This window comes from Kitasatospora herbaricolor (genome assembly GCF_030813695.1).
Lineage (GTDB): Bacteria > Actinomycetota > Actinomycetes > Streptomycetales > Streptomycetaceae > Kitasatospora > Kitasatospora herbaricolor.
Map to the genome: position 1 here is coordinate 6,315,536 of NZ_JAUSVA010000002.1, position 17,854 is coordinate 6,333,389.

The 17,854-nt window shown below is 74.8% G+C and carries 15 protein-coding genes; 3 read left to right on the top strand and 12 right to left on the bottom strand.

The window, feature by feature from the left end:
* Positions 1–59: 59 nt before the first annotated feature.
* The 9 genes from J2S46_RS27780 to J2S46_RS27820 form a co-directional block, all read right to left on the bottom strand.
* Positions 60–1,268: an ABC transporter permease gene (locus J2S46_RS27780; protein ID WP_229913102.1), complete on the bottom strand. Its 1,209-nt coding sequence runs from the start codon at positions 1,266–1,268 to the stop codon at positions 60–62.
* Positions 1,265–2,182, bottom strand: coding sequence for an ABC transporter ATP-binding protein (locus J2S46_RS27785; protein WP_191292470.1), 918 nt, complete (start codon positions 2,180–2,182; stop codon positions 1,265–1,267). Before J2S46_RS27785 ends, J2S46_RS27780 begins: the two co-directional genes overlap by 4 nt.
* Positions 2,183–2,340: 158 nt before the next feature.
* Complete coding sequence (locus tag J2S46_RS27790; RefSeq protein ID WP_191292471.1) at positions 2,341–3,597, bottom strand: FHA domain-containing protein; 1,257 nt, start codon at positions 3,595–3,597, stop codon at positions 2,341–2,343.
* A 58-nt stretch (positions 3,598–3,655) separates the two neighbouring features.
* Positions 3,656–5,008, bottom strand: coding sequence for a VWA domain-containing protein (locus J2S46_RS27795; RefSeq protein ID WP_191292472.1), 1,353 nt, complete (start codon positions 5,006–5,008; stop codon positions 3,656–3,658).
* A gap of 89 nt (positions 5,009–5,097) precedes the next feature.
* Positions 5,098–6,438: a PP2C family protein-serine/threonine phosphatase gene (locus J2S46_RS27800; protein WP_191292473.1), complete on the bottom strand. Its 1,341-nt coding sequence runs from the start codon at positions 6,436–6,438 to the stop codon at positions 5,098–5,100.
* Positions 6,439–6,441: 3 nt separating this feature from the next.
* Positions 6,442–9,069, bottom strand: a complete 2,628-nt coding sequence (locus J2S46_RS27805) for a serine/threonine-protein kinase (protein ID WP_191292474.1) — start codon at positions 9,067–9,069, stop codon at positions 6,442–6,444.
* Between the two features lie 5 nt (positions 9,070–9,074).
* Positions 9,075–10,436, bottom strand: coding sequence for a hypothetical protein (locus J2S46_RS27810; RefSeq protein ID WP_191292526.1), 1,362 nt, complete (start codon positions 10,434–10,436; stop codon positions 9,075–9,077).
* A 173-nt stretch (positions 10,437–10,609) separates the two neighbouring features.
* On the bottom strand, positions 10,610–11,626 hold the full coding sequence (locus tag J2S46_RS27815) for a glutamate ABC transporter substrate-binding protein (protein WP_229913103.1): 1,017 nt from the start codon (positions 11,624–11,626) through the stop codon (positions 10,610–10,612).
* Between the two features lie 17 nt (positions 11,627–11,643).
* Complete coding sequence (locus J2S46_RS27820; protein WP_191292476.1) at positions 11,644–13,095, bottom strand: GlnX family signal transduction membrane protein; 1,452 nt, start codon at positions 13,093–13,095, stop codon at positions 11,644–11,646.
* 288 nt (positions 13,096–13,383) lie between these two features.
* On the opposite strand from J2S46_RS27820, the gene J2S46_RS27825 reads away from it, so the two are divergent.
* The gene (locus J2S46_RS27825; RefSeq protein ID WP_191292477.1) at positions 13,384–13,959 is read left to right on the top strand and encodes a nucleosidase; all 576 of its coding nucleotides are present in this window, start codon (positions 13,384–13,386) and stop codon (positions 13,957–13,959) included.
* Positions 13,960–14,088: 129 nt separating this feature from the next.
* Here the strand turns inward: J2S46_RS27825 and J2S46_RS27830 are convergent, their stop codons facing one another.
* Complete coding sequence (locus tag J2S46_RS27830) at positions 14,089–14,511, bottom strand: hypothetical protein (RefSeq protein WP_191292478.1); 423 nt, start codon at positions 14,509–14,511, stop codon at positions 14,089–14,091.
* 258 nt (positions 14,512–14,769) lie between these two features.
* Entirely contained in the window at positions 14,770–15,495 is a 726-nt protein-coding gene (locus J2S46_RS27835) for an SDR family NAD(P)-dependent oxidoreductase (protein WP_191292479.1), read from the bottom strand.
* A gap of 45 nt (positions 15,496–15,540) precedes the next feature.
* Between J2S46_RS27835 and J2S46_RS27840 the strand changes: the two genes are divergently transcribed.
* Positions 15,541–16,071: a MarR family winged helix-turn-helix transcriptional regulator gene (locus tag J2S46_RS27840; RefSeq protein ID WP_191292480.1), complete on the top strand. Its 531-nt coding sequence runs from the start codon at positions 15,541–15,543 to the stop codon at positions 16,069–16,071.
* A gap of 27 nt (positions 16,072–16,098) precedes the next feature.
* Here J2S46_RS27840 and J2S46_RS27845 read toward each other — a convergent pair whose 3' ends face one another.
* A complete protein-coding gene (locus tag J2S46_RS27845; protein ID WP_191292481.1) occupies positions 16,099–16,695 on the bottom strand; it encodes a cysteine hydrolase family protein in 597 nt (198 codons plus the stop codon).
* A 164-nt stretch (positions 16,696–16,859) separates the two neighbouring features.
* On the opposite strand from J2S46_RS27845, the gene J2S46_RS27850 reads away from it, so the two are divergent.
* A complete protein-coding gene (locus J2S46_RS27850; RefSeq protein ID WP_191292482.1) occupies positions 16,860–17,819 on the top strand; it encodes a GlxA family transcriptional regulator in 960 nt (319 codons plus the stop codon).
* The last annotated feature ends 35 nt before the right edge of the window (positions 17,820–17,854 follow it).

The window sequence follows — 17,854 nt, forward strand, 5'->3', positions numbered from 1 at the left end:
CGTAGCCGGCCGCGGGCCCGGCCGGCCGCCCGATCGGCGGGCGGCCGGCGGGCGCACGGTCAGGCGTCCTCCCAGCGGAAGAAGCGGGAGGCGATCGCGGTCAGGACGGCGGCGAAGAGCAGCAGTCCGCCCATCGTCGGCAGGGCGTCCGACAGGCCGCCGCCGCGGGTCAGCACCGACTGGGAGGCGGCGACCAGGTGCTTGAGCGGCAGCGCGTCCGAGATGGTCCGGAGCCAGGCCGGTGCGTCGTCCATCGGGAAGAACGAGCCGGACAGGAAGGACATCGGCAGCACGATGATCTGCGAGATGCCGTTCGCGGCCTCCTCGGTCTTCGCCAGCGAGCCGGCCAGCAGACCGATCGACATGAAGGCGACGGTGGCGCAGACCACCAGTGGCACGATCAGCCACCAGTCCCCGGTGAGCTTCAGCCCGAAGTAGGGCGTGGTCGCGACCAGCAGGAAGACGGTGGTCTGGGCGAGCGCGGTGAGGATGCTGACCGAGACCCGGGAGAGGATGATCGAGCCCGCGCTGACCGGCGCCAGCCGCAGTCGGCGGAGCACCTTCTTCTGTCGCCAGGAGACCAGGGTGAGCGAGGCCCCGAAGACGGCGCCGGTGGCCACGGCCCAGCCGAGCAGGCCGGGGGTGAGGAACTGGATCGGCTTGAGCGAGTTGTCCTCGACCTGGACGGCTTCCAGGGTGAAGGCGGCGGGCCGGCCGGTGGCGGCCTGGTTGGCCTGCTGCACGACCGAGTTGACGATGCCCTGCACGCTGCCGGCCCGGACCTGGTCGGCGGCGCTGAAGCGCAGCTCGACCTTGCCGTCCGGCCCCTGCTGGACGAGTGCGTCCAGGTCGCCCTTGCGGACCTTGGCCAGGGCGTCGGCGGCGTCGTCGGTCCTGGTGATGGTGAGGACCTTCTCCAGCTCCGCCCGGCCCTCGCCCTGGACGGCGTCCAGCACCTGCACCGCCCCGACCTGGGCGACCTTGGCGTGCGGGCTGCCGGCGCCCTTCAGCAGGGTGCCGAAGAGCAGCAGGAACATCAGCGGGAAGATCAGGACGAAGAACACCGCGGTCCGGTCCCGCAGGAAGGACACGATCATCACCCGGGACAGGCTGAGGAACGCGCTGGCCCGCTCCTTCGGTGCCTCGGCCGACCCCGTCCCGGCCGGTCGGCCGGTGCCGGCGGTCCGCTGGGCGGGGACGGGCTGCGCATCGGCGGCCAGCGGCCCGGTGCCCGGCTCGCTCACGGCGTCGCTGTGGTCGGCGCTCATGCGCGGTACTCCCGTCCGGTGAGCTGGAGGAAGACGTCCTCCAGGGTGGCGCCGCGTACTTCCAGGCCGCGCAGGGCGCCCTGCTCGGCGAGCACGGAGAGCACCGGGGCGGGGGCGCGGGTGGCGATGGCGAGCGTGGCGCCGTCGTCCTCGACGGTGGCGGTCTCGGCGCCGGCCGCGGCGAGCAGCTCCCGTACGGCGGCGAGGCCGATCTGGCCGGACTCGACGCTGACCCGTACGGTGTCGTCGATCTCGCGCACCAGCGCGGCGGGGGTGCCGGTCTTGAGCACCTTGCCGTGGTCCATCACCGAGACGCGGTCGCAGAGGATCTCGGCCTCGTCCAGGTAGTGGGTGGTGAGGACGACGGTGCGGCCCTCGCCGTTGATGTCCCGCAGCAGGTCCCAGAGGTTGCGGCGGGCCTGCGGGTCGAGACCGGTGGTGGGCTCGTCGAGGAAGACCAGCTCCGGGTCGTGGGCCAGCGCGCAGGCGATGGAGAGGCGCTGCGCCTGGCCGCCGGACATCTTGTCGGTCATCACGGAGGCGGAGTCGGTCAGGCCGACCCGCTCCAGCATGGCGTCGGCCCGCTTGGGCCCGACACCGTAGAACGAGGCGAACGTGCGGATGGTCTCCCGCGCGGTCAGCTTGTTGAAGAACGCCGAGGCCTGGAACTGCACGCCGATGCGCGGCAGCAGGTCGCGGTTGCGCGGCCAGGGTGCCATCCCCAGCAGCTCGATCCGGCCCTCGTCGGGCTTCCGGATCCCCTCCAGGATCTCCAGAGTGGTGGTCTTGCCGGCCCCGTTGGGCCCAAGAATTCCGTAGAACTCGCCAGTCTCGACGGTGAGTGACACCCCGTCGACAGCCTGGACATCCCCGTACCGCTGACGTATGCCGTCGGCGGTGATAGCTGCAGTCATGTGCCCTGACCTTAGAGGAAGGTCCAGTCGGCGGGGACTGCGCGTTCGAAGATTTTGAAGATCATTTTACTTGCGGTAACAGCCCGGGGGAGACGGGAACTGATGCTCCGTCGCCCCCGGGCCGGGCGCCCGACCGCGTCCCGCTGCCGCCCCGGACGTCAGGCCCGGTGCAGGGTGATCGTGGTCCACGCCCCGACGTGGACGCGGTCGCCGTCGTTCAGCGGCACTGCGGTGTGGGGCGCGATCGACTCCGCGCCGCCGTTGACTGTGGTGCCGTTGGTCGAGTCCTGGTCCACCAGCACCCAGCTGCCGTCCTCCTGCTCGGCGAGCAGCGCGTGCTGGTGCGAGGCGCCCGGGTCCTCCGGCGGGACCGACAGGTCGATCTCCGGCACGGTGCCGCGGTGCTGGCTGCGCCGGCCGATCCGCAGCTGGCCGCGCCCGGTCAGCGGGATCCGCCGCTCGGGGCAGTACGGCGGGAAGAACAGGCCGGCCGCCTCCGGGCCGCTGCGCGCCATCATGTCGGTGAAGTAGTCGCGGTCGGCCGAGACCACCGCCATCCAGGTGGCGCGCTGGGGCTCCTGCGGCGCCGCGCCGTCGGGCCCGGGGCCGGCCAGCGGCGGGGCCAGCTGGAACGAGGTGCCGAACTCCTCGCCCTGCGCGGTCGGCCCCTGCTGGGCGTACACCGGGCCGGTGCCCCGGCGGCTGTCCGGCTGCTCGAACGGCTGCTCGAACGGCTGGGGCTGCTCGTACCGTTGCTGCTCGTACGGGGCCTGCTCGTAGCCGCCGGGCGCGGGCTGCTGCGGGGCCTGCTGGTGCGCCGGCTGGGGCGCCTGTTCGTAGCCGCCGGGCGCGGGCTGCGGGTAGCCGTAACCGCCCTGACCGCCCTGACCACCGCTGTGCGCGGGCTGCTGCGGGGGCTGCTCGTAGGGGCCCGGGGACTGCGGCGGGTAGCCGTAACCGCCCTGGCCGCCGGGTGCGGGCTGCGGGTAGCCGTAGCCGCCGCCCTGCTGGGGCTGCTGCGGGGCCTGCTGGCCGCCGTACGCGGCGGGGATGTTCAGCGGCGCGGGCTGCTGCGGGGGCGCGAGGTGTCCGGATGCCGGCGCGGGCGGCTGGCGGCGGGAGGGGGAGGACAGGTCGTAGTCGTACCCGCACTCCTCGCAGTACCGGCCGGTCTGCGGGCTGCGGCAGATCGGGCAGACCACCAGGCCCTCGGTGACGTCCGGGAAGCCCTGGGCCTGCGGCGGCGCGGCCGGCCCGGGCGGCGGCACCTGGCCGGGCGCGGGGTGGCCGGGCGCGAGGTGCCCGGCCGCGGGCGCGCCGGGCACCGGCAGCCCCGGTGGTGGTGTCATCGGGAAGCCGCAGAAGTCGCACCAGTCCTCGGCCTGCGACTCGTGGCCCCTCGGGCAGATCGGCATCAGGTCCCCCCTCGTTTCCAGCCTGTTGGGGCCGCTTCCGTCCGGGTGTCGGCCCGGGTCACTTCTTGACGCGCACGGTCTTCGTGGACCGGGTCTCCAGGGTCTTGGAGTCGGCCTCGCTCACGTCCTTACGGAACCGAACCGTACCCTCCTTGGGATCCACCACGTCCACCACCTTCTGCAGCAGCTTGAACGTGCCGTCGTTGCCGGTCGCGTGGGCGATCCGGACGGCCGCGCCGAGCTTGGCGGTGGCCCGGGTGAAGTCACCCGCGCGGTGGGCCTCCAGGCCCTCCTGGATGGACGAGGCGAGCTCCGCCTGACCGGTGTAGTGGGCCACCTGCGGGCTGATCCGGGTGGAGGAGGCCAGGTCGTCCGTCCACACGGCCTTGACCAGACCCTGCGAGAGGACCTCGGGGGCGGCGCCGCCGGACTGCGGCAGCACCAGGCTGATCCGGGCGGCCAGCATCACGTTGCCGACGCCGGCGGCCGGGACCTCGATGCAGACGTGGTAGTCGCGGCTCTCGTCCCCCCAGGAGCCGGTGGGGTAGTCGCCGGCGCGCGGGCCGGCCTCGGTGCGGCGCCCGCTGAGGTCCTCCACGCTGGGCGCGACCTGCTTGACGAACTTCACCACCGCGTTGGCCGGTGTCCAGACCCGCAGGGCGACGTCCGCGACCTGCTTGCCCATCGCGTTCTCCATCATCGAGCGGAAGTCGTCCACCAGGCCGGACGGCTCCGCGACGATGTCCACCGAGCCGAGCAGGGCGGAGGAGATCTTCCGCAGCTCGTCCACCCGCCAGTCGGTGCCCACGCCCCGGCAGTCGGCGGTGAAGTGGCCGGTGACCTGGGCTATCGCCTTGTCGAGGTCGGCGGCCGACTCGTGCTCGTTCTTGCCGTCGGTGAGCAGGATCGCGTGCCGCAGCGCGATGTCGCGGCGGCTGAGGAAGAGCCGGTCGGCCTTGGCCAGCCAGGTGCCCATGGCGGTCCCGCCGCCGGAGGTGAGGCGGCGCAGCGACTCCTTGGCGGCGGCCCGGGTGGCCGGCCCGGCGACGGCGAGGCCGCCGTCGCCCGGGTAGACCTCCTTGGCCTCGTGGGTGCCGGCCACCACGGCGAAGGCCACGCCGTCGCGGACGGTGTCGACGGCGGCGGCGGTGGCCTCCCGGGCGCCGCGCATCTTGGTGGCGGGGTACTCCATCGAGCCCGAGCAGTCGACCAGGATGACCACGGCCGAGGACTGCGCCGGCGCGCCGGGCGCGGTGGCGTCGGTCGGCAGCGGGCGGCCGCCGGAGGTGCCGCCGCCGGTGGCGGTCACCGTGACGATCGCGTTCACCTCGCGGGCGCCGTCCGCGAGGTACTCGTTCTGGAAGATGTCCACGTCGAACCTGGGCAGATTCGACTTCGCCAGACTTGCCATGGCCGTGGGCTCCTGTCGGATGGTCAGGATGGGCAGGGACGGTCGGGGTGCGGCGCGGCGGGCCGCCGGGGGCGTCCGGGGCACCGGCGTCAGCGGGCCGGCGGGTGGTCCGGCGGCGCGGGTACCGCGGGTGGGACGGGTACGGCGGGCGGCGCGGCCGGGGGGTGCGGCGGCAGCGGTGGCAGCGGCGCCCGGGGCGAGCCGATCACCGGCAGGTCCGGCAGGGTCTCGTCGTGCGGGTCGTACTCCGGGCCGCCGCCCGCCGCGGGCCCGGCCGCGATCACCGGCAGGTCGAGCAGGGTGGCGGCGTGCTCGTCCGCCCGGGCGGTGCCCGCCAGGTCGGTCGCCGGCAGCACCGGCAGCACGGCGACGGTGATGTTGTCGTGGCCGCCGGCCTGGATCGCGAACCGCACCAGGGTCCGGGCGGCTGCCAGCGGCTCCGTCCGGGCGTCGGTGCGCACCACGTGGGCGAGGTCGGTGGCCGCCTCGGCGTAGTTCCACAGCCCGTCGGTGCAGATCAGCAGCACGCCGGGGACGTGCGGGGTGAAGTCCAGGGTGTGCGGGACGACCTCCTCGGCGTCGGCGCCGAGCCAGCCGGTGATCGCGTGCGCCCGTGGGTCGGCGTACGCCTCGGCCTCGCCCATCAGGCCGGCCTCGACCATCTTGGCGGCCCAGGAGTCGTCCTGGGTGAGCCGGAACGGTTCGGCGGACACCCGGTCGTCCGGGATCCAGTAGGCCCGGGTGTCGCCGACCCAGCCGATGGTGATCCGGCCGTTGGCGGCGATCGCGCTGACGTAGGTGCAGGCGGGCGCGTTGATGTCGGGACGGGCGGGGGAGCTGCCGTCCTCGGCGAGCGCGGCCACCGCCCGGGCGGCGTCGGCGATCGCGGAGCGCATCGCGGTGCCGGGGTCCACACCGCGCTCCAGCGCGGTGAGCAGCGATTCGGAGGCACTGTCGACGGCGGTCTCGGAGGCCTCGTCGGGCCGGTCGGAGGAGGAGACGCCGTCGCAGACCACGGCCACCACGGCGGGTGCGCCGCCGGGCAGCGAGGTGGCGGCGACGGTGAAGGAGTCCTCGTTGCGGTGGTGGCGCACGCCGCGGTCGCTGACCCCGGCGACGCCCGCGAGCACCTTCTCCATGTGGTCGCGCGGGCGCGGCTGGGCGCCGCCGCAGTCCTCGCAGTAGCCGTCGGTGGCGACCTGGGCGGAGCCGCAGTGCGCGCAGACCAGACCGGGGGCGATGCCCGGCCCGCCGCTCCGGGGTGCGGGCGGGGCGGGCGGTGCGCCGCCGGCCCGGTCGTCGGCCACCCAGCTGCCGGGCAGGGAGGCGGCCGCGGGCACGGGTTCGTCGCGGCCGGCGCCGCAGCTCCCGCAGTAGGCGTCCTCCGGGTCAAGCGGTTCGGAACAGCTCGGGCAGTCGGTCTGCTGCATTGCTTACACCCACGTCCTGGGGCGGGTCCGGTTGGCCCGTTCCACCATCTCGATCCTGGTCTGCGCCCGGTCGGCCAACCGGGCGAGTACCCGGTAGGAGTGTTCCAGGGCGAAGCGCAGTTCCCGCTCGGCGACCGGTTGTCCCAGCACCGTGGGCGTGCCGGACACTCCGGGGCGTCCGGCCAGCGCCCAGCCCAGGGCGGCGTCGAGCACCTCGACGGCCAGCTCCTCGTGGCGGCGGTCGTCCAGGCCGAGCCGGCCGAGCTGTTCGGAGCAGGCGTCGAGGTCCGGGCCGAGCGGGTCGGTGGCGGGCCGCTCGCGCAACCGGGCCCGGACGGCGCCGACCCGGGCGGCGGTGAAGTGGCTGGAGGTGGCGGGCACGGACTCCAGGGCCTGCACCGCGCCGGGCCGGTCGCCGGCCGCGAGCCGGACCCGGGCCAGGCCGAAGGCGGCGCTCACGTAGGCGTGGTCGGTGCTCCACACCAGGCGGTGGAACTCGGCGGCGTCCTCGCCGTTGCCGAGCAGTTCGGCGCAGACGGCGAGGCCGAGCTTCGGTGCGGCCTCGCCGGGGAAGGCGTCGTAGAGCGCGTCGAAGGCCTCGGCCGCGGCCTCCAGCTGTTCGGTCCGGGTCTTCCGTTCCCCGCCGGTGCCGGTGCCGGTGCCGGTGCCCGCCGCGGTGGCGGCGGTGAGGGCGGTCAGGCCGCGGTACCAGAGCACCCGCCAGTCGCCCTGGTGGTCGTTCTCCAGGGCGGCGAGGGTCGCCTGCGCGTCCTGCGACTGCCCGAGTTCGAGGTGGGCGCGCAGCTCGCGCAGGGTGCGTTCGACCGATTCGGCGGGTGCGCCGGCCAGTGCGGCGAGCGCCTCGTCGGGGGCGGTGCCGACCAGGGCGGCGAGGAAACCGGCGTTGGGGTCGGCCGGGTCGACCCGGGGCACCGGCAGGGCGAGGGCGGCGGCGGCCGGGTCCAGGACGGCGACCCGCGGCCCGCCGGCGGTCAGGGCCGGGACGGTGGCCGGGTCGGGGGCGGGCGGGAGGACGGCGGCGGCCGGGGCGTTCGCGGCGGGGGTGCCGGCCACGGCGCTGCCGGTCACCAACTGGGTGTCGACCACCCGGAGTTCCGGTCCGAAGAGGGTGGACAGCGCGGGCCGGGGCCGGCCGTCCTTGAGCGCGAGGATCTCGCGCAGGACGCCGGTCAGCTGGTCGGCCATCTCCTCGGCGGAAGAGAACCGCCGGGCCGGGTCGGGATCGGTGGCGCGGACCAGGAAGCGGTAGTAGGACTCGTACTCGGCGAAGAGCGGGACGTCCTCGGGGCCGGGCAGTTCCTCGCGGTAGGTGGTGCTGTAGCCCTGGAAGTCGAAGCTCAGCACGGCGAGGGTGCGGGCCACGGTGTAGAGGTCGGAGGCGGGGGTGGGGCCGTCGGTGGCGATCTCGGGGGCCTGGTAGCCGATGGTGCCGTAGATCGGCCCGTCGTCGTCGAGGCGGCGGACGGCGCCCATGTCGATGATCTTGAGCGAGTCCTCGCTCTGGATCACGTTGTCGATCTTGAAGTCGCAGTACACCAGGCCCCGGCTGTGCAGGTAGCCCAGCGCGGGCAGGGCCTCCAGCGCGTACGCGATCGCCTGCTCCACCGGCAGCGGGTCGCGCCGCCCGTCCGGGGTGCGGCGCTCGTTGGCGATGTCCTTGAGCGACTTGCCGCCGATGTACTCCATCACGATGTAGCCGTCGGTGGAGCCCGTCCGCAGGTCCGGGTGCTCGGCGAAGTTGATGATCCGCACGATGTTCGGGTGGTCCACCTCGGCCAGGAACCGGCGCTCGGCGACCGCGACCGCCAGCGCGTCCTCGTCGCCGGTGTCCAGCAGGCCCTTGAGGACCACCCACTTGTCGTTCACCCGGCGGTCGACCGCCAGGTAGATCCAGCCGAGCCCGCCGTGCGCCAGGCAGCCCACCACCTCGTACTGCCCGCCGACCAGGTCGCCCCGGGCCAGCTTGGGTGTGAACGAGTACGGCGTGCCGCACTTGGTGCAGAAGCCCTCCGGGCGGCCCGGGCGGCCGTTCTTCTCCCGGCCCACCGGAGCCTCGCACTTGCTGCAGTACCGCTTGCGCTCGGGCACCTCGGGGTTGGCCAGCACGGCCGCCGCCGGGTCCGGCTGGGGCACCGTCGGGACGGTCACCAGCCCGGCGCCGAGCCGGCCGCGGCCGACGGTGCCGGTGCTGCCCCGGCCGCTGCGCACCGACAGGGACCGGCCGCTGCCGGTGCGGGTGGAGCGGTGCGAGCGCGAGCGGCCGGACATCGCGCGGGCCGAGCCGGTGCGGGTGGAGCGCAGCGAGCGGGAGGAGTCGGGGGCGAGCCGGGCGGAGGGCAGGTGCGGCTGGGTCAGGCCGGTGCCGGCGGCCCCCGCCGCCAGCCCGCACTCGTCGCAGTAGCCGTCCGGGTCGATCGTCCCCGGGCAGTCGTGCGGGCACGGCGAGCCCGGGCCGCCGCCGGTACCGGCGGTCGTGGATCCGGTGGTCGTGGATCCGGTGGCCGGTGCGACGACGGTGCCGGCCGGGGCCAGCCCGCACTCGGTGCAGTAGCCGTCCTCGTCGATGATCCCGCCGCCGGTGCAGTCCGGCCGTGCACACGCCTCGCTCATGAAACTCAGGCCCCCTGACCGTTGCTCTGGACGCTGTCCTGCACGTTGCTCCCGCCGTCGGCGGTCCCCTCGCCCGGTGCGCCGCCGGCCGCCGCCTCGGCGACCGGCCGCAGCGACTGCTGGAACCGCGCCACCGCGCCGGCGGCCGCCCGCAGGTCGCAGGGCGCGCTCCAGAGCAGCCAGCGGGCCTTCTCGTAGCGCTCGACGACCTCCGGGTCCTCGGCGACCCGCAGCCGGGCGGCCATCGCCTTGTACGCGTCGAGGCGGCCGCGCAGTTCGGCGCGGACGGCGAGCGGCTGGGTCACCTCGGTGAGGGCCTGCCGGGCGCGGCCGAGCTCCTTGGCGGCGGAGTCCTCCAGCTGGTCCAGCAGCGGGGCGAGCCGGTGCCACTGGCCGCTCTGGCGCAACTCCAGGGCCAGCACGACGCGTTCGCGCAGTGCGGAGGCGGGCCCGGGCACCGCGGGCACCTCGGTGGCGGCGATCTTCGCCAGCACCTCGCCGCGGGCCCGGCGGGCCTCGCCGAGGGTGGCGTCGGCCCGCTGCAGCAGGTCGCCGACCTGCTGCAGGCGTTCCTCGGCGTCGTCACGCAGCCGCAGCAGGCCCTCCAGCTCCAGCCGGATGCCGTCCAGGGCGCGGCCGGCCCGGTCGAAGCGCTCGGTGTCGACCACTCCGGAGGGGCCGGCAAGCGCGGTGCCGTCGGGCACCGTGCCGCGCTGGGCCGGCACCCGGGAGGGGCGCCAGAGGGCCAGTGGGTCGGCCACCACCTCGGCCCGCAGGGCCGTCAGCGCGGTGTCCAGTTCGAGCAGGTCGTCGCCGAGCGGGTGGGCGCCGGCCCGGACGCCGAGCGATCCGGCCAGGCTCTGCACCCGGCGCAGTTCGGCGAGCAGCAGGTCGATCCGGGCGGGCAGCGCGGACCAGACGGCGTCGGCGGCGTTCACCACCTCCAGCACGGTGGCGTACCAGGCGTTCATCCGGTCCATCAGCTCGGCCAGGCTGACCTGTTCGACCAGCCGGGCCGGCGTGCCGGGCCACTGCCCACCGTCCGGCAGCGCGCCGCCGGGAACGGTGACGGCCGTGCCGCTGAGCAGTTCGCTCAGCTCGGCCAGCTCCGGGCCGCCGGGTCTGGCCTTGCGGGCGCGCACGGCGCGGGCCGAGGCGAGGGCTTCGGAGTAGCGGTCGAAGAGCGCCCAGAGCAGTGGCAGCCCCTGCCCGGCGACGGACCAGCGCTCCTCCGTCCGGCCGGTCAGCGAGGCCCCCTCCAGCAGTCGGCGGCCAGGGTGGTCCTGCAACGAGAGCAGGGCCGCCTCGACGGCGTCGCGCTCCGCGCCCAGGCGTGCCAGTGCGCGGTCCACCTCCTCCCGGCTCATCACCGGGCCAGCAGATCCTGCCAACGCGTGGTCCTCCCTCTCCGCTCCTGCGGCCGGCACCCTCGGTACCGTCCCACCGCTGTGTCGTTCAACCGTTGTGTCGTTCAACCGCTGTGTCGTTCACCGCTCGACCGTGCCCGCCGAACCGGCGTGCCGGCGCGCCCGCCACCTGCTCAGGGCCGGAAGCGCGCGGCGTCGTCGTGCATGGTGGGCTTGAGCCACTTGTCGTAGCTGTCCCGCCAGGCGCCGCTGGCCTGGTAGTCGGCCAGCACCTGGTTGACCCGGGCGACCAGGTCGGTGTTGCCCAGCTTCATCGCCACACCCATCACGCCCGGGCGGACCTGCTCGTCGAGCAGGGTCACGGTGGTGTCCTGGGCGGCCTGTCCGGCGGCCAGACCGTCGTCGGTCATGGTGGCGTCGACCTTGCCGAGCTGCATGAGGACCAGGCAGTCGAGCTGGTTCTCCACCGTGACGAGCTTGGAGCCGTGCGGGTTGCTCTTGAGTTCGTCCTCGGCGGAGGAGCTGCGGGCGGCGCACGCGGTGCGGCCGTTCAGCGCCTCGTCGAAGGTTTTCACGCCCCTGGCCTTCGGCACCAGCAGCCGGTTGGCGGTCTTGAAGTAGGGCTTGGAGAAGGCGACCTGCTCCATCCGCTCGCAGGTGATCGTCATGGTGCGGACGATCATGTCGACCTTGCCGTCCTGGATGAACTTGATCCGCTCGGCGGTCGGCACCGCCTTGAAGGTCACCTTGTTCGGGTCGCCCATCAGGGCGGTGCCGATCGCCTTGGCGAGGTCGATGTCGAAGCCCTCTATCCCGCCGGTGGCGGGGTTGCGGGCGCCCCAGCGGTAGCTGTTCTGGTCCACCCCGACGACCAGGGTCTTGTTGTCCTTGATCGCCTTCACGGCGGGGCCGTCCACCGTGCTGGGCGGCACGCTCCGGCCGGTGTCGCAGTTCGGGTCGGCCGCCGGCGCGGCCAGAGGGGCCTCCAGTCGGGGGCCACCCCCGGCGGCCGGCAGTCCGGCGCCCTGCGGGCTGCCCGCGCCGAGCAGCGTGGCCCCGGCCGCGAGCAGCGCGACCACGGCGGCCGCCCGGCCCCGGCGGGCCCGGCCGCCCGCGCCGCCGCTGGTCGGGTTCGTGTCCGTACCGTCGGCGCCGGTGCCGTCCGTGGTCCGCGATGGTGCTGTGCGCATCGTCATCTCCCGCCCCTCTACCGGTACTCGGCCAGGCGCCGGCCGAGGCCGCGCACCGCGCTGACGGCGGCCACCAGGGCGAGCGCGCCGGCCCCGAGGGCCAGGGCGTCCAGCAGGCCGCCGGTGCCGCCGGCCGAGGCCTTGAACCTCGCCAGTTCGATGCCCGCCGCTCGTTCCAACTGCTGGTCGGTGGCGCTGAAGGAGGCGTCCGAGGTGTTCGGGACGTCGGCCTCCTTCACGGTGATGGTGGCGTCCAGGGCCGCCTGGTAGTCACCGTCCACGGTCTCCTTGGCCATCGCCGCGTTGTGCCGCGCGGCCCACGTCGCGCACTCCTTGCGCGCCTGGTCGACGGCGTCCGCCGCGTCCCTGGGCGCGAGCCGCCGGGCCTCGCCGAGCGCACCGCCGGGGGTGGCGTCGCCCGCCGAGCCGGCCAGGTCCTTCGCGGTGGCGGCCCAGAGATCGGCGTACTGGGTGCTCGAACCCCGGGCGACCAGGTGCAGGTTCTCGGCCAGCCGGGCGGTCAGCACGTCGAGCCGGGCGGCGTTCAGCGCGCGCAGCGGAGTGGAGCCGTCCCGTTCGCTCTCGGCGAGCCGGTCGGCGGTGATCCAGCTGCCGGCCACCAGCCACAGCACGGCGGCGAGCATCGCGACGCTGGAGCCGACCAGCCCGATGTTGAAGACCCGGTTGGTCCGCCGGAACAGCACCTGCTGCACCCGGACCAGCGCCGCCAGCGCCAGCAGCCCCAGTACGAAGGCCGCCCACGGCACCGCGCGGGCCTCGGCGTAGTCCCGCTCCAGGGCCTCGTTCTCGGCGTCGGCGAGCTTCGCGGCGTCCGGCAGCAGGTTGTCGCGCATCTGCTGGGAGGCGTAGCGCAGGTAGGCGCCGCCGAGCGGGAAGCCCAGCCGGTTGTCGGCCCGGGCGGTCTCCACCAGGCCCGCGTAGACCGGGATCTGCTGGTTGAGCGAGGCGAGCCACTGCTGGGCGGGGGAGGAGGCGGTGGTGCGGGCGGCCGCCTCGGCGATCAGCCGGGAGGCGGTCGCGAGGTCCTTCTCGTAGCGCTCGCGGACGGCCTTGGGCTCGGCTCCCGCGAGCAGGAACCCGGTGGCGGCGGTGGTGTCCGCGTCGGCCAGCGAGCGGTGGATGTCGGCGGCGGCCTGGCTGAGCGGCTGACTGTAGGAGACCACCCGGTCCGCTGCCTGCGCGCGCGAGTTGACCTGCCAGCCGGTCAGCAGGCCGAAGGCCACCGTCAGGACGGCGAGCAGGGCGCCGGCCAGCCGCAGCCGGCCCGGCGCGGTGTGCCGGGCGTCGGCGATCCGGCGGATCCGCCCGGCCAGGTCGAGCCGTCCCGGCGCCTTGGGCGGCCGGCCGGCGACCGGCGTCGTCGCGGCTCCGGCCGTCGGACGCGGGGTCGTGGCACCGGTCGTGCCCGGTGCCGGGCCCTGCTCCTCCGTGCGTACTGGTGTCGCCACCGCCCCACCCTCCCCAGTGACCCGACCCGCCGACGGGGCCCGGTCGTTGCCAGCAGTATGGCCGCCGGTCGTGACAGCCACACCCGACTTGCGCCGATCTTGAGCTTCGACCTGCCTGCCGGGCCGGGCCGCCCGTGCTCGGGCCGTCCCTCCGGGGCCGGCCGTGCGGTGCCCGGCCGTCTCCAGTGCGACGCGGGTTGCACCCTATGCGGTTGCGCCGGACGCGGGACGGGCCGGGGCGCGGTCCCGGGCTTCCGGGCCGCCCGAGGCGCTCCGTACCATGGCGCCATGCGCCTGCTCGGAACGATCTCACCCGACCGCCCGCTGATCGTCGTCGCCGTCCAGGAGGAGGCGGCGTACCTCGGCGAACGCCTTCCCGTGCTGCTCACCGGCATAGGGAAGATCAACGCGGCGGCGGCCCTGGCCACCGTGCTGGCCCGCGGCGAGCGGCCCTCGGAGATCGTCAATCTGGGCACGGCCGGCGCGCTGCGCCCGGGTTGGGAGGGCACCCACGAGGTGGTGGAGGTGCTCCAGCACGACATCGACACCCCGGTGCTGAGGGAGCTGACCGGCCGTACCTACGGCGCCGCGATCACCCTCGGCGACGGGAAGGGCCCGACGCTGGCCACCGGTGACCTGTTCGTCTCCGACCCGGCGGCCCGCGACCGGCTGGCGCTGAGCGCGGACCTGGTGGACATGGAGGGCTACGCCCTGGCGACGGTCGCGCGGCAGGCCGGGGTGCCGGTCCGGCTGGTCAAGCACGTCAGTGACGAGGCCGGCGAGGGCGCGGCCCGCAGCTGGCGCGAGTCGGTGGACGCCTGCGCCCGCGAACTCGCCGACTGGGCCCGCGACCAGGGCCTCTGACCGGCTCGACGGGGCTGCCGGCGCCGCCGACCGCCCGAGGCCGCCGAGCCCCGGGCCCGGGCCCGCCGACGGCCGGCACCGCCGTGGCGGTGCCGGCCGTCGGGTCGGTCAGCGGGTCGGCGCAGGCCGTCAGGAAGCGATCGTCTGGCCGGTCAGGCCGGGGACGAAGACGTCCAGCTCGGCCCGCCAGTAGCGGTGCACGTTCAGCCGGGTGGCCTTCTCCTCGCCGGGGAAGTGGAACTGCAGGGAGCTCCAGAGCGGGTTGCGCCTGACGTCGCTCACCAGGGTGCGGGCCTGCTCCAGCGGCACCACGTAGACGATCTCCTGCGGGCGGTTGGAGAGCCGCGAGGCGCGGTGCACGACGACCACGCGCTCGGTCAGCGTGACGTAGTAGTACTTGACCAGCAGCTGGCCGATCAGGCCGAGGGAGTTCATCAGCCAGGGGCTCGGCCCGGTGATGCTCTGGAAGGTGGCGACCGGGCGGTCGTCGGGCTCGATGGACGCGATCGCCTGGGCGACCTGCTCCTGAATGGTGGACTTACGGATCGCCATCCGGCGTGCTCCCCTGCGAATCGGTCCCTGGTCCCTGGGCGGGCCGGGCCGGGCGAGCGTAGTGAGCCGCACATTTCCGGGGCAACGCCCAAAAGCCGCATACCGGCCGACCGGCCAAAAGTTCACCAGTTCGATATGCCGGGTGGGCCGCGGTCGCCGCCTGACGCGTCGTCCCCGCGCCGGGCCCGGGGCACCAGCCCGCCGCTCCTGCCCGTTCGCCCCCTGCTCGGCGTCGCTGCCGAGAGCCGGGCCGGCGGCTCAGCGTCCGGCCAGTGAACCGCCGTTGACGTGCAGGGTCTGGCCGGTGAGGTGGCCGGCGGCGGGGGAGGCCAGGAAGAGGACGGTGCCGGCGATGTCGGCGGGGGTGCCGGCCCGGCCGGTGCTGGTCTGCGCGATCAGGGCGGCCCGGCGCTGCCGGGTCATGGCGCCGCCGAAGAACTCGGTGGCCTCCACGAAACCCGGGGCGACGACGTTGGCGGTGATCCGGTCCTTGCCGAGCTCCTGGGCGAGGGTCAGGTTCCACGCCTCGACGGCGGCCTTGGCGGCGCCGTAGGAGCCGGACCCGCCGCGGTGGGCCGCGACGGAGCTGAGGCTCACCACCGCGCCGCCGGCGGCGAGCCTCGGCCGGAGTGCGGCGGTGACCAGGACGGCCGACAGCACGTTGGCGTCCAGGTTGGCGCGCCAGGCGGCGGCGAGGCCAGCCAGCCCGGTGGGGGCCGGGGCTCCGATGTCGGTGTTGCCACCGGCGTTGTTGACCAGGACGTCCACCCGTTCGGGCAGGGCGTCCAGGGCGGCCTCGACCTGCTCGGGGTCGGTGGCGTCGAAGGCCACGGCGGAGACGCCGGGCCCGAGTTCGGCGGCGGTCCGCTCCAGGACGTCCTGGCGGCGGCCGGTGATCACGACCTGGTCGCCCTGTGCGGCGAACGATCCGGCGATCGCCCGGCCGATGCCGGTGCCGCCTCCGGTGACGACGATCTGACGCATCCCCACTCCTCGTTCAGCGCTAAACGTCCATGGGACACTATCAGCATGACCACGCCCGAGCAGCCCCCGACCGACCGCGCCGAGGAGATCTCCCGGGCCTGGCAACGCGAGCAACCGGGCCTGCCCGTGGGGTCGATCGGCATTCTCACCCGGATCCGGCAGGCGGCCAAGCTGCTGGACGACGAGCGTCGCAGGGTGCTGGCCGTGGTCGCGATGGACGCCGCCACCCTCGACCTGCTCAGCACCCTGCGGCGCTCCGGCCCGCCCTACCGCCTCACCACCAGGGAGCTCGCCGACCGCTCCCTGATCACGGCCGGGGCGGTGACCCAGCGGGTGGACCGCGCCCAAGGTGAGGGCCTGGTCAGGCGGTTGCCGCCGCAACCGGGCACCCGGGCGGTCGAGGTCGAGCTGACCGGGCCGGGGCACCGGGCGGTGGAGGAGGCGGTCGGCGGGCTGCTGACCTACGAGCAGGGCCTGGTCGAGAGCCTGGCGCCGCACGAACAGGACGAGCTGGCACGCCTGTTGACGATCCTGCTGCGTGACCTGAGCGTCCGGGCCCGGGGCCCGCGCGGCTGAGCGCGGGGCCCGGGCCCGGACCGGCGGTCAGGCCCCGGCCGCCGCCAGCACCGCGTCCGTGGTGACCACCTTCGCGAAGCGGGCGGTGTGCAGCACCGCCGAGGTGGCCCGGGCGAGTTCGGTGGCGGGGATGAGTCCGCCGTCGGGGCCGGCCATCGCGAAGGTGTGCATGGCGTCGGCCGGGAAGATCACGTCGTAGCCGAGGTTGCCGCCCATCCGGGCCGTGACCTCGTTGCACACGTTGGTCATGATCCCGGTGATCACCAACTGCTCGGCGCCGCGCGCCCGGAGCCACTCGTGCAGGTCGGGGGTGCCGTAGAAGGCGCTGTTCACCGACTTCACGATGTGCAGGTCGGGCTCGACGGCCGCGATCTCCGGCTTCAGCTCGTACCCGGGGGTGCCGGCCGCCAACGGCCCGGCGGTCGAGGCGTGCTGGACGGTCACGATCGGCCGGCCGGTGGCCTGCCAGCTCTCGATCAGCCGGACCATCCGCTTCTCGGCGTCGGGGTTGTCCCGGGGGCCCCAGAACTCCTCGTCGTCGAAGCCCTGCTGGACGTCGATCACGATCAGGACGGCATCGGGGGCGAGGGTGAGCGGGGCGTCGAATGCGCTGGTGTTCGTCATGCGTCGATCGTGCCGCCGGCCGGTCCGGGCCGGTGAGTGGCGCCGGCGCCATGGATCGATACATTCCTGCCAGCGCCGTCGGCGACCCGGTGGCGGCCCGGCCGACCCGCCCCGTAACGCCCGCGCCGGTGACGCGAGGCGGCGTCGGTCGATAGATTCCTGCCATGCGCACAGTGGGCTGCCTGATCTTCGACGGCGTACGGGCCTTCGACTACGCGGTGATCGGCGAGGTCTGGGCGAACCGGGTCAGCCGCCCCGGCGTGCCCGCCTTCGACCTGCGGGTCTGCGGGCCGGACGGGGTGAGGGTCCGGCTCGGCGGCGGGCTGGAGCGGACGCCGGACCACGGGCTGGAGGCCCTGCTCGACTGCGACCTGGTGGTCGTCCCCGGGGTGGAGCAGCCGCTGGCCCCGACTGCCCCGGAGGTGCTGGCGGCGCTGCGCGCGGTGCACGCGCGCGGCGTCCCGATCGCCTCGCTCTGCGCCGGCGCGTTCGTCCTCGCGGACGCCGGCCTGCTGGACGGCCGGGCCGCCACCACGCACTGGTGCGTCGCCCAGGACCTGGCCGCCCGCCACCCGGCCGTGGACGTCCAGCCGGAGGTGCTGTTCACCGGCGACGGCGAGATCTGGACCTCGGCCGGGGTCGCCGCCGGCATCGATCTCTGCCTGCACCTGGTCCGCTCCGCGCACGGCCAGCAGGCCGCCGCCACCATCGCACGGGCGATGGTCACCGCGCCGTTCCGGGCCGGCGGCCAGGCCCAGTTCATCCCGTCCCCGGTGCCGGAGGAGACCGGCGACGACCCGCTGGCCCGGGTCCGGACGGAGGTGCTGGCCGGCCTCGACACCCCGTGGACGGTCCGCCGGATGGCGGGCCTGGCGCTGATGTCGGAGCGCTCCTTCGCCCGCCGCTTCGTCGAGGCGGCCGGCACCTCCCCGCTGCGCTGGCTGCTGGACCAGCGGGTGCTGGCCGCCCAGCGCCTGCTGGAGGAGACCGACCTGCCGGTGGACGAGGTGGCCGCCCGCTGCGGTTTCGCCTCCGCCGTCTCGCTGCGCCCGGCCTTCGTCCGCCGGGTGGGGCTCGCCCCGCGCGAGTACCGGCGGTCCTTCCGGGGCCGCGAGGCGGGCTGAGCCCGCAGGCGCCCGGCCGGCGCGCCCCGGGGCGC